The sequence below is a fragment of the Streptomyces sp. R302 genome (assembly GCF_012927245.1).
GTDB lineage: Bacteria > Actinomycetota > Actinomycetes > Streptomycetales > Streptomycetaceae > Streptomyces.
This window is the reverse complement of the sequence record NZ_JABBGE010000003.1, coordinates 276,910-291,520: the sequence shown is the minus strand read 5'-3', so window position 1 is coordinate 291,520 and position 14,611 is coordinate 276,910. Positions and strand designations below refer to the sequence as shown.

Annotated in this window: 15 protein-coding genes; 4 read left to right on the top strand and 11 right to left on the bottom strand. The window is 72.5% G+C overall.

The genetic code is table 11. The features are described from left to right. Positions 1 to 700: 700 nt before the first annotated feature. Both purU and HHL19_RS10910 read right to left on the bottom strand, forming a co-directional pair. The gene (gene purU / locus HHL19_RS10915; RefSeq protein ID WP_169088137.1) at positions 701 to 1,552 is read right to left on the bottom strand and encodes a formyltetrahydrofolate deformylase; all 852 of its coding nucleotides are present in this window, start codon (positions 1,550 to 1,552) and stop codon (positions 701 to 703) included. Between the two features lie 73 nt (positions 1,553 to 1,625). Beyond that, complete coding sequence (locus tag HHL19_RS10910) at positions 1,626 to 2,060, bottom strand: hypothetical protein (protein ID WP_240981529.1); 435 nt, start codon at positions 2,058 to 2,060, stop codon at positions 1,626 to 1,628. A 260-nt stretch (positions 2,061 to 2,320) separates the two neighbouring features. On the opposite strand from HHL19_RS10910, the gene HHL19_RS10905 reads away from it, so the two are divergent. After that, positions 2,321 to 3,634: an ABC transporter substrate-binding protein gene (locus HHL19_RS10905; protein WP_169088135.1), complete on the top strand. Its 1,314-nt coding sequence runs from the start codon at positions 2,321 to 2,323 to the stop codon at positions 3,632 to 3,634. 45 nt (positions 3,635 to 3,679) lie between these two features. Here HHL19_RS10905 and HHL19_RS10900 read toward each other — a convergent pair whose 3' ends face one another. Both HHL19_RS10900 and HHL19_RS10895 read right to left on the bottom strand, forming a co-directional pair. Further along, positions 3,680 to 5,113: a hypothetical protein gene (locus HHL19_RS10900; protein WP_277349151.1), complete on the bottom strand. Its 1,434-nt coding sequence runs from the start codon at positions 5,111 to 5,113 to the stop codon at positions 3,680 to 3,682. Between the two features lie 132 nt (positions 5,114 to 5,245). Beyond that, entirely contained in the window at positions 5,246 to 6,628 is a 1,383-nt protein-coding gene (locus tag HHL19_RS10895) for a transcriptional regulator (protein ID WP_169088133.1), read from the bottom strand. Positions 6,629 to 6,919: 291 nt separating this feature from the next. Between HHL19_RS10895 and HHL19_RS10890 the strand changes: the two genes are divergently transcribed. The 3 genes from HHL19_RS10890 to HHL19_RS10880 all read left to right on the top strand — a co-directional run bounded on the left by HHL19_RS10890 (position 6,920) and on the right by HHL19_RS10880 (position 10,184). After that, a complete protein-coding gene (locus HHL19_RS10890) occupies positions 6,920 to 7,600 on the top strand; it encodes a bifunctional DNA primase/polymerase (RefSeq protein ID WP_169088131.1) in 681 nt (226 codons plus the stop codon). Positions 7,601 to 7,686: 86 nt separating this feature from the next. After that, entirely contained in the window at positions 7,687 to 8,541 is an 855-nt protein-coding gene (locus tag HHL19_RS10885; protein ID WP_169088129.1) for an ABC transporter ATP-binding protein, read from the top strand. 68 nt (positions 8,542 to 8,609) lie between these two features. After that, positions 8,610 to 10,184: a transporter gene (locus HHL19_RS10880; RefSeq protein ID WP_169088985.1), complete on the top strand. Its 1,575-nt coding sequence runs from the start codon at positions 8,610 to 8,612 to the stop codon at positions 10,182 to 10,184. A 97-nt stretch (positions 10,185 to 10,281) separates the two neighbouring features. Here the strand turns inward: HHL19_RS10880 and HHL19_RS10875 are convergent, their stop codons facing one another. The 7 genes from HHL19_RS10875 to HHL19_RS10845 form a co-directional block, all read right to left on the bottom strand. Continuing rightward, positions 10,282 to 10,431, bottom strand: a complete 150-nt coding sequence (locus tag HHL19_RS10875) for a hypothetical protein (RefSeq protein WP_169088127.1) — start codon at positions 10,429 to 10,431, stop codon at positions 10,282 to 10,284. Beyond that, a complete protein-coding gene (locus HHL19_RS10870; RefSeq protein ID WP_169088125.1) occupies positions 10,428 to 10,619 on the bottom strand; it encodes a hypothetical protein in 192 nt (63 codons plus the stop codon). The genes HHL19_RS10875 and HHL19_RS10870 overlap by 4 nt, the downstream gene beginning before the upstream one ends. Positions 10,620 to 10,693: 74 nt before the next feature. After that, positions 10,694 to 11,914, bottom strand: a complete 1,221-nt coding sequence (locus tag HHL19_RS10865) for an FG-GAP-like repeat-containing protein (protein WP_169088123.1) — start codon at positions 11,912 to 11,914, stop codon at positions 10,694 to 10,696. A gap of 82 nt (positions 11,915 to 11,996) precedes the next feature. After that, the gene (locus tag HHL19_RS10860) at positions 11,997 to 12,359 is read right to left on the bottom strand and encodes a hypothetical protein (protein ID WP_169088122.1); all 363 of its coding nucleotides are present in this window, start codon (positions 12,357 to 12,359) and stop codon (positions 11,997 to 11,999) included. 103 nt (positions 12,360 to 12,462) lie between these two features. Next, a complete protein-coding gene (locus HHL19_RS10855) occupies positions 12,463 to 12,837 on the bottom strand; it encodes a VOC family protein (protein WP_169088120.1) in 375 nt (124 codons plus the stop codon). A gap of 190 nt (positions 12,838 to 13,027) precedes the next feature. Continuing rightward, on the bottom strand, positions 13,028 to 13,462 hold the full coding sequence (locus HHL19_RS10850; RefSeq protein ID WP_346768284.1) for a glutaredoxin domain-containing protein: 435 nt from the start codon (positions 13,460 to 13,462) through the stop codon (positions 13,028 to 13,030). Positions 13,463 to 13,843: 381 nt separating this feature from the next. Continuing rightward, complete coding sequence (locus HHL19_RS10845) at positions 13,844 to 14,335, bottom strand: flavodoxin family protein (protein ID WP_169088981.1); 492 nt, start codon at positions 14,333 to 14,335, stop codon at positions 13,844 to 13,846. Positions 14,336 to 14,611: the final 276 nt, after the last annotated feature.

The following is a 14,611-nucleotide window of genomic DNA, read 5'->3' as shown; positions in this document are numbered from 1 at the left end:
ACCTCCACTAGGGCAGCACCCACCCCGGGTCCCTGCCCCGCTGCGGGCTGCGCCACGTGAACGGGCGCGCCCACAGGCGCCGGTGCGGCCTGCGCGCCCGGCACCCCTGCGGGCATACGTCCCGCACGGGCGGTCCCCACCCTGGGGTCCCGGCTTGGGGGCCAGGCCCCGGTGCGGGTGGCGCCCTCGCCGCACCCCCGTGTGGGCAGGCGTCCCGCTAGGGCGATGCCCACCCTGGGGTCCGGCGCGGGGCCTGGCCCCGGTGCGGGCAGCACGCCCGCCGTCCCTGCGGGCATACGTCCCGCAAGGGCGGCGCCCACCCTGGGGTCCGGCGCGGGGCCTGACCCTGGTGCGGGTGGCACCCGGCGTCCCTGTGGCCATACGTCCCGCTAGGGCGGCGCCCAGCCCCGGTGCGGGGCCGCACCCGGCGTCCCTGTGGGCATACGTCCCGCTAGGGCGGGACGGGTGGGCACAGGGACGGCGCCCCCTGCCGCGCCTCGGCTTCCTGCGCCTGAACCCGCACCACGATGTACGGCTCCGTACCGGTGCGGGTCCAGGCGCAGAAGCGGAAGCACCCGCTAACGGTGCCGTTCCGTTGTGCCCACCCGTTCCGCCCTAGCGGAACGTATGCCCACAACGGAACGGCGGTGGCGGGTGGGCATACGTTCCGGCGGAGGCTGGCGGTGTGGGTGTCGTGGGGTCAGGTGAAGATGACGGTGCGGCGGCCGTTGGGGAGGATGCGACGCTCGGCGTGCCACTTGACGGCCCGCGCCAGCGCCTGGCACTCCACGTCGCGCCCGATCGCGACAAGCTGGTCCGGCGTCACCTCGTGACCGACCCGCTCGACCTCCTGCTCGATGATCGGCCCCTCGTCGAGGTCCGCCGTGACATAGTGCGCCGTCGCCCCGATGAGCTTCACACCCCGCGCATGCGCCTGGTGATACGGCTTCGCGCCCTTGAAGCTCGGCAGGAACGAGTGGTGGATGTTGATGATCCGCCCGGACAGCCGCTTGCACAGCTCGTCCGACAGCACCTGCATGTACCGCGCGAGCACGACCAGCTCGACGTTCGACTCCTCGACGAGCGCGAGCAGCTCCGCCTCCGCCTCCGCCTTCGTCTCCTTCGTCACGGGAATGTGCCGGAAGGGGATGTCGTACGAGGCGACGAGCTCCGCGAAGTCCGTGTGGTTGGAGACGACCGCGACGATCTCGACGGGCAGCGCCCCGATGGACGACCGGAAGAGCAGGTCGTTCAGGCAGTGGCCGAACTTCGAGACCATCAGCACGACCCGCATGCGCTCGTCGGCGCGGTGGATCTGCCAGTCCATCTGGAAGGAGTCGCCCACCGCCGCGAAACTGGCCCGCAGCTTCTCCACCGTCACCGGCGCCTCCGCCGAGAAGTGGACCCGCATGAAGAAGAGACCGGTGTCGCGGTCTCCGAACTGCTGACTGTCCTCGATGTTGCATCCGGTGATGAAGAGGTAGCTCGACACGGCGTGCACGATGCCCTGCTTGTCCGGGCACGAGATGGTGAGGACGTACTGGTCGGTCATCCGGACAGCGTGCCACACCGCACGGTCCGGCCCGCACCCCGTCCGCCCTCCGGAACACCCCGTCCACCGGGCGTCACGCGCGCGTGAGGAGCCTCAGCACGTCGAGCGAGCGCGGCGGCACGTCCGGGTCGTCCCCGTCGGCCGTCGCGAGCCGCACGTGCGCCTCGCGCGCCGCGCGGACCGCCTCGGGCCAGCCCGGGTGCTCCAGGTACGCGGAGACGGGCGCGTCGGGACCGACCTGGTGCAGGATCCGCAGCACCCTCAGGACCGCGAGGTCCACGAGCTGCGCCTCCCCCGAGTCGCGGAAGATCGCGCCGACGTACTTCTCGGCGGACCAGTTGTCGAGCCAGGTGTCCTCGACGAGCCGGTAGACGGCGTCGGTGACGTCCCCGTACCCCTCCTGGCCGGCGAGCCAGACGGACTGGTGGAACGCGGGATCGGAGAGCATGTGCAGCGCCGATCGCACATTCGTGCGCCAGCGCCACCACGGCATGTCGTTGAGCGGCATGCCGCCCATGGTGGAGGAGCGACGCCCGCGACGGGAAGAGCTGACCGAACCGGAGGCGGTACCGGAGGCGGTACTGGAGGCTGCGCTGGACGCGGTACTGGACGCGGTACTGGACATCGTCCGATCGTACGGTCGCCCACCGACAACCGGACTAACCCCCTCCTCTTAGAGCCCTCGCCCCCCGTAATTCACCTCCAGGTCACCCTCCGTTGAACGGCGCACACTCCCGCGTTACCCATGAGGCGGAATCGTGCGTGCCCATGACCGGTAGGCGACTGTCCACTCTCCTCGCGTCCGTCACCGCCGCGGCGGCCGGCGCGTCGTTCCTCACCGGGTGTGGCGTGCTCCCTGGTGCCACGGGGGGCTCCAGGGAGCCCGTCACGGTGATGACCTGGGCCCCCGACCAGACCCGTGCGACCAACATGCCCGGCATGCCCGCCATGGCCCAGACGTACGCCCGCTGGGTGAACTCCCAGGGCGGCATCGACGGCCACGAACTGCGCGTCCTCACCTGCAACGAACAGAACACCCCCACCGGCGCCGCCACCTGCGCCCGTCGCGCCGTACGCGAGAAGGCCGTCGCCGTCGTGGGTTCGTACAGCCAGAACGGCCGCGCCTTCATGGCCCCCCTCGAAGCCGCCGGCATCCCCTACATCGGGGGCTACGGCATCACCGAGGACGAGTTCACCAGCCCCCTCTCGTACCCCGTCAACGGCGGCCTCGCCGCGCTGCTCGCCGGCCACGGCATGCAGTTGGCGGCGGACTGCGGCAAGGTCTCCCTGGTCCGCCCCGACACCCTCGCCGGCGACCGGCTGCCCAAGCTGCTCGACGCCGGCCTGAAGAAGGCGAGCAAGCGCGGCGCCGTCGACATCCCGGCCGTCGAGGACGCCACCGAGTACACCACCCAGGCCACCCGCGCCCGCGACAAGGCCGGCACGGAGGACGGCTGCGTCGCCGCCGTCCTCGGCGAGCGGACCCAGACCTTCTTCGACTCCTTCCGGCGCCTCCCGGCGGCCACCGGCGGCGCCCAGGCCGACGACTCCACGTCCGACACCGACACCGGCACCGACTCCGACGACCGGCCCGCGATCCGGATCTCGTCCGTCCTCGGCAGCGTCGGCCAGCCCGTCATCGACCGCACCGGCGGCGCCCGCAGCCCCTTCGAGGGCGCCTACGTCACCGGCTGGTACCCGGAGGCGGCCGACAAGAGCTGGGATCCGATGCGCAAGGTCGTCAAGGAGCACGCCTTCGCCGACAACCGGGTCGACCCGACCGACACCGGCGTGCAGACCACCTGGATCGCGTACACCGTCCTCAAGCAGGTCATCGAGTCCCTCGACACCGACACGATCACCAGCGCGCGCATCACGCAGGCCCTCGACCACGGCGCCCGCGTGGACACCGGCGGCCTCACCCCGCCGCTGCGCTGGATGTACGAGGACCTGCTCGGCGCCCCCGACTTCCCCAGGATCGTCAACCACGAGGTGACGTTCCAGGTGGTCAGGCAGGGCCGGCTCGTCGCCCAGAAGCCCGGCTTCGTCGACGTCGGCCCCACCGTCACCAACCGGGGCTGACCGACCGCACACGGCCCGCCCCGGCCCGCCTCCGGTCCGCCGCCCCTACAGCTGGGTGGCGGACCGCTTCGCCAGTCCGTACTTCCCGGCGGTCGGGTTCCACAGCCTGGCCGCCTCCTGCTTCGCCTCGGTCGCCTCGCCGCTCTTCGCGTTGCCCGCCTTGTGCCGGTTGGTCGACTTGGCCTGACCGCCCTTGCAGGCGTTCTTGGCCTTCATCTGGTCGGCCCAGCCCGCGTAGTGCTCGTCGGCCGCCGCCGACGCCTGCCACGCGCGCGTGAGGGCGGCCTTCAGCGCCGCGTTGTCCGGGAGCTTGTCGACGCTCAGCGTCTGCAGCTTGGTCACCAGACCCCGCCGCTGCTCGGCCGCGCCGCGCAGGTCGGCGGCGGCCTTGTCGAGGTTCTTGCACTGCCTGATCGCCTCGACCGAGCTGATCACCGTGTCCCGGCTGTCGTTGCTGGTCGCGAGGAGCTTGTCCAGCTCCTTCGCCTGCGGCTCGGCCGGGTCGTCCTTCTTCTCCGGCGCCTGAGAGGCCCCGTCGCCCGACGCGGACGGCGCCGAGCTCGGGGCGACGCTCGTCCCGGCCGTCGGCTCCTTCTCCTCGTCACCGCCGCTGAGCAGGGCGCCCACGCCGAGACCGACGACCGCGCAGCCCACCACCACGGCCGCGATCAGCGCGACCGGCGACTTCCGGCGCGGCGCGGGCTCGTCGTCGTAGTAGTAGTCGTCCTGCTGCCCGCCGGGCGCCTGGTAACCGCCGCCGCCCTGGTAGCCGTACTGCTGCTGCGGCGGCTGGTGGTGGTGCTGGGGCTGGGGCTGCTGCTGGTACGGAGCCGGGGCGGGCTGCTGGTACGCCGGGGGCGCGGGCTGCGCCGGCGCGGCGTCCCGGAACAGGGAGTCGAACTCGGCGGGCGGCTGCGACGGCCCCGCCCCACCGGGCACCGGCCCACCGGGCACCGGCCCACCGGGCACCGGACCGCCCGGCACCGGCCCACCGCTCCCCGGCAGGGGCGCTATGTACTGCGTCGCGTCCGAGGCTCCCCCGGGCGCTCCCGCGGGCGGCTGCGGCAACGACCCGGTCCCCAGGAACTGCGTCTGCGCGCCCCCCTGCGGCGGCATGCCCCCGGCCACCGGCGCGATGTGCTGCGTGGCCTGCATGTCCGCGACCGGAGCGGCGGCCGGCGGCGGATAGCCGTACCCGGCGGGCGCGCCGTGCGCGGCGGCCGGCGGCGGATAGCCGTACCCCGCCGGAGGACCCGCCGGCGGACCCGCCGGAGGCATCGGCGCGCCCTGCGGCTGCGCCGGGATCGGCGCGATGTACTGCGTGGCCTGGAGATCACCGGCGGCCGGCGCCTCGGGCGGCAGCGGCTGCGCGGGGGGCAGCGGCTGCCCGCCGGGCTGGGGCGGGCCGCCCGCGGGGCCCCAGGCACCACCCCACGCCTGCGCGCCCCCCTGCTCCGGACCCTGTCCGTTCTGCGTCACCGGGACTCCTACTGATGGACCGACCTACGGAATCGTCGGCTCACGCTACCGGGTGCGTCCGGGGCTCCGCACACACGTGTGAGCCCGGTAACACCCTTCCCACGGAACGGAACCGCCCCTCGGGCCGTCCGCTCACACCGCGTGCGTCTCCAGGCGCGCCTCGAACTCCCGGACCACCGCCTCGCCCGCGTACGGCTCCAGGCGCTCCCTCAGTTCCTCCAGGTACTCCGCCCCGCGCGACGACCGCAGCGTCCCGAGGAGTTCGAGCGCGCGCGTGCCCGTCCGGCACGCCTCCTCGATCTCCCGCTGCTCCACGCGCGCGTGCGCGAGCAGCGCGAGCCCGATCGCCCGCCGCCGCGCCCGCGTCTCCGGATGCCCGGCCAGCGACTCCTCCGCCGCCCGCACCGCCGCGTCCGCGCGCCCCAGGTCCCGGTAGCAGTGCGCCAGTTCGTCCGCCAGATAGGCCCGGTCGAAGTGGGCGATCCACACCGGGTCGTCGCCCGACTCCGGATCGGCCGCCTCCAGGGCGCGTACGGCACGTCCCGCCGCCGACTCGAAGGCCGGCGCGTCGCCCATCAGCGCGTGCCCGCGCGCCTCCGCCGCCAGGAACATCGCCTGGGCCCTCGGCGGCACCCCGCCCCGGGTCCCCTCCTGCGCGGCGCGCGCCAACTGGGCGATCTCCCGCGGGTTCCCGAGCTCCGCCGCCAGGTGGCTCATCGACGCGGCCAGCACATAGCCGCCGTACCCGCGGTCCCCGGCCGCCTGCGCGAGCCGCAGCGCCTGGATGTAGTACCGCTGCGCCAGGCCCGGTTCGCCCGTGTCCACCGCCATGTACCCGGCCAGCTCGGTCAGTCGCGCCGCCGCGCCGAACAGTTCACGCCCCACCTCCTCCCGGTAGGAGCCCGACAGCATCCCGGAGACGACGCTGTCGAGGTAGTGGACCACCACCGGGCGGACGTGCCCGCTGCCGAAGCGCCGGTCGAGGTCGACGAGCGCCGCCGTCATCTCCCGTACCGCCGCGACGTCCGCGCGCCCCACCCGGGCCCCGGCCGCCCGCGCCACCTGCGCGTCGACGCCGCTGATCAGCCAGTCCCGGCTGGGCTCCACCAGCGCGGAGGCGGCGACCGCGGATCCGTTCAGGAACTCCCGGCGGCCCACGTCGCTGCGGTACAGCTCGCAGACCTGCTCGATCGCGCCGAGCACGGTCGGCGCGAACTGGAGGCCGACGCCCGCCGCGAGGTTCCGGCCGTTGGCCATCCCCACCTCGTCGATCGTCACCGTCCGCCCGAGCTTGCGGCCGATGGCCTCCGCGATGATGCCGGGCGCCCGGCCGCGCGGCTGCTGCCCGCGCAGCCAGCGCGCCACCGAGGTCTTGTCGTACCGCAGGTCGACACCGCGCTCCGCGCCGACCATGTTGACCCTGCGGGCGAGACCGGCGTTGGAGCACGCGGCCTCCTGGATGAGCGCCTGGAGCCGTTCGTTGGGCTGTCGCGGCACGAGTGGCCTGGCTGCCATGAGTGGAACCCCCAGACGGGACGGTTACGGACACGAAGGGATCACTGCCCGACGGATATCCGGTCAATGCCGATGTGAACACGCGAAACCGGACACGACGGCGGGCGGTCCGCGGCACCCCGCCCCACCCCGTGCCGTGTCCGCCCCGCCCTCTTCCGTACCCCTCCCCCGCTCCCCGGTCCCCCGCGCGCCCCCGCGCGTGCACCCATGCGCCCCGCATGCAGGATCGATGCCTCACCCCCGGCGCCGCCGCGCCCGTAACCCCAGGTGACGGGGGCAGTTGTCTTCGACGTGGATGAGACCATCGGAGTCACGACGGAAGCCGCACAGATCCCCAAGCAGCGAGGCGAGCAGCTGCTCGACAGCGCCGTGCGGTATGCGGAGGAGCGGCACTGGGACGTGTTCCCCGGGACCTGGCTGGAAGCCGTCGACGGCCGGGAGCGCTGCTCCTGCGGCACCGCCGACTGCCCCCTGCCCGGCGGACACGCCGTGAAGCCCGACTGGGCGACGCTGGCGACCGGGAGCGGGGTGGGCGCCCGGCGCATGTGGTCGAAGCAGCCGAAGTCGTCGATCCTCCTCCCCACCGGCCGCACCTTCGACGCGATCGAGGTCCCCGAGGCGGCCGGTTTCCTCGCGCTCGCCCGCATGGAGCGGATGGAGTTGACGCTGGGTCCGGTGACCTGCACCCCGGACCGCCGGATGTTCTTCTTCGTGCTGCCGGGCGCCGCCGCCAAGGTGCCCGACCTGATCCGCAAGCTCGGCTGGGCCCCGTCCGCGCTCGACCTCGCCACGCGCGGGGAGGGGCATTACGTCGCGGCGCCGCCCACCCGGATCGGCGGCCGGGGCGCGGTGCAGTGGGCGCGCCGCCCCACGCCCGCCAACCGCTGGCTGCCGGACGCGGAGGAGCTGATCAGCGCGCTGGCGTACGCGTGCGGGCGCGAGGCGGCGGAGGCACGGTCACGCCGTCAGTGACCTGGGGTTCTCCCCGGACGGCCCCTTAGGGTGGCCGGAACGGCGCGAACAGGCGTCGTAGGGGACAACCGAAGGGTTGACGGACCATGCCCGACCAGGCATTTGACGAGACGCTCGAACCGACGGGCGCCGCACCGGAGAACTCCGGTGCGGCGCCCGCGGTGCACGTGGAGGGGGTGTGGAAGCGGTTCGGGCAGCAGATCGCGGTGAACGGTATCGATCTGGTGCTGCCCGCGGGGAAGTTCATCGGTCTCGTCGGGCCCAACGGCGCCGGCAAGACCACCACCCTCTCCATGATCACCGGCCTGCTGCGGCCGGACGCCGGCCGGATCCGGGTGGCCGGCCACGACGTGTGGCGGGACCCCGAGTCGGTGGCGCGGGTGAAGGCGAAGATCGGGATCCTGCCGGAGGGGCTGCGGCTCTTCGAGCGGCTCTCGGGCCGTGAACTCCTCGCGTACAGCGGGCGGCTGCGGGGGCTGCCCGGAGCCGAGGTCGACAAGCGGGCCACCCAGCTCCTGGACGTCCTGGACCTGGCGGGTTCGCAGCACAAGCTGGTCGTCGACTACTCGACCGGCATGCGGAAGAAGATCGGGCTCGCGGCGGCGCTGCTGCACAACCCGGACGTGCTCTTCCTCGACGAGCCCTTCGAGGGCGTCGACCCGGTGTCGGCGCAGACCATCCGCGGCGTCCTGGAGCGGTACACCTCCTCCGGCGCGACCGTGGTCTTCTCCAGCCACGTCATGGAGCTGGTGGAGTCGCTGTGCGACTGGGTCGCGGTGATGGCCGGCGGCCGGATCCGGGCGCAGGGTCCGCTGGCGGAGGTCAAGGGCTCGGCCGCGACCCTCCAGGAGGCGTTCCTGGAGCTGGTGGGCGCCCATGACCGGGCGGCGGCGGGGGACTCGCTGGACTGGCTGGGCGGCGCTCGGGGAGACCGCTCGTGAGCGCCCCGGCCACCGCCACCGCCCATGCCGACGCCACCGCCACCCCCACCGAGCCGTCGCTCACGCCGATCTTCGTACGGCTGAAGCTGTCGCTGCTGCGGAACGGGCTGCGGCAGTCCGGCGGGCGCACGGCCGCGTTCGTCGCCTCGCTCGTGGTGTCGCTGCTGATCGCCGCCTTCATGGTGCTCGGTTTCCTCATGCTGCGGGGGCACGAGGCGGCCGGGGCGGTCGCGGTGCTGACGGCGGGGGTCTTCGGGCTCGGCTGGGCGGTGATGCCGCTGTTCCTGCCGAGCGGGGACGAGACGCTCGACCCGTCGCGTCTGGTGATGCTGCCGCTGCGGCCGCAGCCCCTGGTACGGGCGCTCCTCGTGGCCTCCCTGGTGGGCACCGGCCCGCTGTTCACGCTCTGCCTCGCGGTCGGGGCGGTGGCGGCCGTGGCGCACGGGACGGCTGCGACGGTGACCGCGGTGCTCGCGGTGCCGCTGGTGCTGCTCGTGTGCGTGGCGCTGTCGCGGGCGATCGCCACGGCGAACGTCCGGCTGCTGACCTCCCGCAAGGGCCGGGACATGGCGCTGCTGAGCGGTCTGCTGATCGCGCTCGGCATCCAGGCGGTCAACTTCGGCGCCCAGGCGCTGGGCCGCGCCGAGGACCTGTCGGTGCTCGACACGGCGGCGTCGGTGGTGGGCTGGCTGCCGCCGGCGTCGGCGGTGGCGGCGGTCGGCGCCGCGGCCGACGGCGACCTCGTGCTCGCCGCGGCGCGGCTGCTGCTCGCCGTGGTGGCCCTGGTGGCGCTGTTGTGGTGGTGGCGGCGGAGCCTGGTGCGGCTGATGGTCGAGCCGGACGGTTCGACGATCGGCGCGGCCCCGGACTCGGTCAAGGACCCGGCGGCGGGGCGGGGGCTGCTGGCGCGGCTGCTGCCCGGAGGCCGTACGGGCGCGGTGATGGAACGTTGCTTCCGCTACATCTGGCGTGATCCGAAGACGAAGGCGGCCTGGGTGTCGGCGCTGGCGGTCGGCGCGCTCGTCCCGCTGTTCAACTCCTTCCAGGAGAACGGCTCGGTCTACTGGGCGTGCTTCGCGTCGGGGATGCTCGGCGTGCAGATGTTCAACCAGTTCGGGCAGGACTCGTCGGCGTTCTGGATGGTGGCGCAGACGATCTCGTCGCCGGAGGACGCGTACGCGGAGCTGCGCGACCGGGCGTGCGTGATGACCGCGATCACCGTCCCGTTCACGGTCGTCGTGGCCATGGCGACGGCCGCGGCCACCGACGGCTGGACCCAGCTCCCCGAGGTCTTCGGCCTGGCGTTCGCCCTGCTCGGGGCGATGCTGGCGCTCGGCGTGGTCACCTCGGTGCGGTACCCGTACGGGATCCCCCAGGACTCGCGCCGCAACGTGGCGCCCGGCCAGGGCGGCATGGCGATCGCGGCGATCTTCGGCGGCATGTTCGGCGGTCCGCTGCTGTGCGCCCCGCTGATCGCCCTCCTGGTCTGGCTCCGCGTCTCCGGCCACCACGGCCTGCTGTGGCTGCTGCTGCCGCTGGGCGTCACGTACGGCGTGCTGCTGCTGTGGGGCGCGCTGCGGCTGATGTCGGGGCGGATGGTGCGCCGGCTGCCGGAGATCCTGGCGGCGGTCAGCAAGGGCTGAGGCGGCCGGGACAGGGGAAAGGGGGCGTCCACGCGCGCGTGGACGCCCCCTTTCCGTTTTCCGTCGAGTGCGGTGGTGGGCCGAGTGCGGTGGTGGGTCAGAAGACGAGCTGCGAACCGTTCACCGGGAGGTCCAGGCCCATGGCCTCGCGGCGCTTGAACGGTGTGCTCCAGCTGCCGGTGCCCTGGTACAGCCAGTTGCCGGTCGGGCTGAGGCCGATCATGTCGGAGCGGCCGTCGCCGTTCACGTCGCCGACGCCGACGAGGCGTGCGCGGGAAGGGTCGGCAGGCCTACGCCGACGGTCGCGGCGAGGACGGTGCCGACGGCTGCCGCGAGGTGACGGCGGTGCGGGCGGACCAGGAGCACGTTCCGTTCCTCCAGGAGGCGAAGCAGGAATTTCCCGATCGGCGCGTCATCGGTGTCACGTGCGGACACGGGGGTGTCGGGATACATGAGGGGCCGCCGGCGCGGCTCAAGCGCCGGGCGGCTCCTCACCTGCCTCGGACCGACTAGAAGAAGCCGTTGAGGCCGAACCACTCGCCGTCGCGCCGGACGCCGGACGCGAGGCCGCCGGTGCCGAGGCCGTTGTAGGTGACCAGCCAGCCCGGGTTTCCGACGAAGCCGTCGATGGCGTATGTCCTGTTGGTGACGGCGGCGAGGTCGGGGCGGCCGTCACCGCTGAAGTCGCCGACGGTGATGAGGGACTCCATGGCGTTCCAGCCGCCGGTGCCGATCAGCTTGCGGGAGCCCAGCGTGCCCGTGGACGTACCGGGGTACAGCCACAGCTTGCCCGTGGACGCCTCCCGGGCGATCAGGTCGACGCGGCCGTCGCTGTTGAAGTCACCGGACCCGGCGAGGGCGTTCATGGCGTTCCAGCCGCCGGTGCCGACCAGCTTGCGGGAGCCCAGCGTGCCCGTGGACGTACCGGGGTACAGCCACAGCTTGCCCGTGGACTTCTCGACAGCGAGGAGGTCGGCGCGGCCGTCGCGGGAGAGGTCGCCGACGGCGGTGATGTGGTTCATCCCGTTCCAGCCGCCGTTGCCGACGAGCTTGCGGGTACTCAGCCCGCCGGTGCCCGTGCCCGGGTACAGCCACAGCTTGCCCGTGGACGCCTCGCGGGCGATCACGTCCTCCCTGCCGTCACGGGAGAAGTCGCCGTGCCGGGTGAGGGCGCTCATCGCGTTCCAGCCGCCCGTGCCGACGAGCCTGCCGCTGCCGTCACCGGGCGTGAACCACAGGCGGCCCGCCTTGTCACGGACGAGGAGGTCGGCCTTGCGGTTGCCGTCGAGGTCCCCGAAGCCGGCCGCCTTGGGGGAGGTCTCGGCCTGCCAGTTCGGGTAGGCGTTCTGGGCGCACTCGCGCTCTGTCCTGACGAACTTGAGCGAGGCGATGGTGGTGCTGCCGCCGGAGGTCCAGGACCCGTTGTTGGACGGCCACTCCACCGAGTAGCCGTTCCAGGGGTAGTGGTCGGCCGACTCGTACATGCAGGCGTACACCGAGGTGCGGTTGATGTACGAGCCGAACTCGGTGCCGTACGAGCCCGTGTCGGCCATGTCCGTACGGGTCTTGAACATCGTGCCCTGGGCGTTCTCCTGCGTCCAGGCGCAGAAGTAGCCCGAGGGGCAGTCCGAGACCGCGGCCTGGGCGGGGGCGGCCCCGGCCAGCCCGGCGACGCCCAGCGTCACGGTCCCCAGCAGAGACGCCAGGCTTCTTCTGATGGCAGTGCGCAAAATCGGTTCTCCTGAGGGTGGGGCTTCACGTGGGGGCGCGCGAGGACACGCGCTTCGGCGCAGACCGTACCTGCCGCACGGATCAGCGGAACGTGCGGGTCACCGTGATCGGGCCGACGATGTGCGCGTTGAAGTCGTCCAGCTCCTCGGCCGGCACCCACAGTTCGAGGATCGTCCGGCCACCGGCCTGCCGGACGGGATAGCGCGCGAGGAAGGCGGAGTCGACCTCGAACCGGGTGACGTACCCGACGCCGCTGTGCTTCACGTTCCAGTCACGCGCGATCCGGATCGCGTAGTCCTCGTCGAGCACCGGATAGAAGATCGGCTGCTCGGGCAGGCGCGGCGGCCAGGCCCGCCACCCGAGCCCGCGGATGAGCGCGAGCTCCTCGGGCCCGGTGGGGCGCCAGAGGGTCGTGGTCGGCCGCGGCTGCCGGGTACTGGTCATGGCGGGAAACGTACCGAGCCGGACAAGACGCCCGCCAGACGTTTTCCCCCGGCCCCCGGAGGCCGAGCACCACATATCGGTACCCGGCCCAACAGGTATCCGCTCAGAGGTACGGGCGGGTGATCAGCTCGATCGCGTGCCCGGCGGGGTCCTTGAAGTACACCCCGCGACCGCCGTGCTCGTGGTTGATCTCGCCGGGCCGCCGCATCTGCGGATCGGCCCAGTGCTCGACGCCCTGGTCGCACAGCCGCTGGTACGCCCGGTCGAACAGTTCGTCGTCGATCAGGAAGGCGTAGTGCTGCATCTGGATCTCCACCGGCGGCTCCGCGAACTGGAGCAGCACCCCGTCGTGGAGCTGGATGTTGAGGAACGGCCCCCAGGACGGCGCCTCGGGAAGTTCGAGCAGCTCACGGAAGAACAGGGCCGACTCGTTGCGGTCCTTGGCGGCGATGATGGTGTGGTTGAACGTGACGGACATATGACTGACCTCGTTTGTCGCTCGGCACGGAAAAGGGAACTCGTGGTGCACGAGCGCGAGGAGGTCCGCGCGCAGGATGAGGACTGGGGTGCCTTCTACGCACCCACCGTGCGGTCAGCTACCCACCGGGTAGCCGATCCGTGCGTGGCTTGACGCCGATCCGGTGTTCACACGAACGACCCTACGTGATCTACCTACCCCCGACAACGGTACGGAGCCACCCCGGGTCCGGGTTGGTGTGGGCCCGGCCGTCCAGGAAGACAGTGGGGACGGTCTCGTTGCCGTCGTTCACCGCGCGGACGGCCGCCGCCGCCTCCGGGTCACGCCAGATGTTCACCCAGTACGCACGGCGGGCGCGGGTGCCGAGGCGAAGCCGCAGACGGATGCAGAAGGAGCAGCCGGGCCGCCAGTAGACGACGGGCCGCCCGTCGACCCGACTGCGGCGCAGGGCCTCGGCGGAGGTGAGCGATCTCGGAAAGAAAAGCGGGGAGTTGACGCCCCCGAGAAGAAGGAAGACGGCGAGGAGGACGACCCCCGTCCCCGTCTCGCCCCTGGCGATCGCCCCAACGGCGAGAGCCACGCCCACAAGCACGAACACCGACGGCAGCCCCCACACACGCATCACCACCCCAGGCTACCGACCCTCCGCACAGGCGCCCAGCCACACTTCAGGAAGCCCGCACGCAGGACACACCCACCGGCAGTGAACCAGCCCGGCCTGAATCCCAACCAACCGACGGCCGACACCCGCTAAGCCCGGACGGTGCACCCCATTCAACGACCGCGCACCCCGAACCCACCGACACAGCCCCACCGGCGCACGCCACAAACCGAGCCCCCACCCACCGGCCCGCACACGCAACACAACCGGAGCGATACCCGGACCCCCCACCCACCGGCCCCCCACCCGGCAACGGAGGCCCGCCCATCCCCCGCGCCCGGTGCCACTCTCGGAAAGAGGGCGGCCGCACCCGCCACCATCGAACCCGGCCCACCCCAAGAAACCTCACCCCACCCGGAGCCGTTCGGCAAACGCTCGGGCGGAGGCCAGGTCGTCCGCGTTCGGGCGGTGCTTGTTGACGCCGCCGATGAGCTTCAGGGGCATCACCGTGTCGAGCGCCCGGCACGTGAAGTTCGCGTTCACCTTGAAGCCCTTGCCTTCGAGGAGCCGGACCAGGGGGCGGGTGAACGGCGCCAGCGGCATCTCCGGGAAGCCGCTGGTGGCGAACACGAACGCCGTCCCCGCCCCTCCGCTCCCTCCGTCCCCTCCGTCCCCTCCGCTCCCTCCGGGCAGCGCCTTGACGAAGTCGGTCAGGCTGCGGTGCAGCCTGCCGTAGAAGACGCCCGAGCCGAACCCCACGAGGTCGGCGCCGGCCAGCTCCGCCGGATCCGCTTCCTCAGGAGAGACGACCTTCGCGCCCAGCACCTGGGCCATGCAGTCGGCGACACGACGGGTGTTGCCGTGCGACACGGACGCGCACACGATGACGGCCTTCATCTCCACGATCCGATCCCCTCTCGCTTCTGCTGCTTCTGCTGCTTCTGCTGCTTCTGCAGTGAGGACCACACAGCACCGCCAGTTGTGACAGGACGACGACGGAACCAACCCCCGAAGCCCTGCGTCGTCTCTGGATACCCGATTCGGTAGGGGGCACTGTGGAAGCTGATCCACCGTGGTGGGGCAGCATCGTGATTGCGGCCGGGGCGACGGTAGTCCTCGGGGCGATCCTTCTGTCTGCGATCGCCGCAGTCGCCCTCGGCGCAGGCTGGGTGC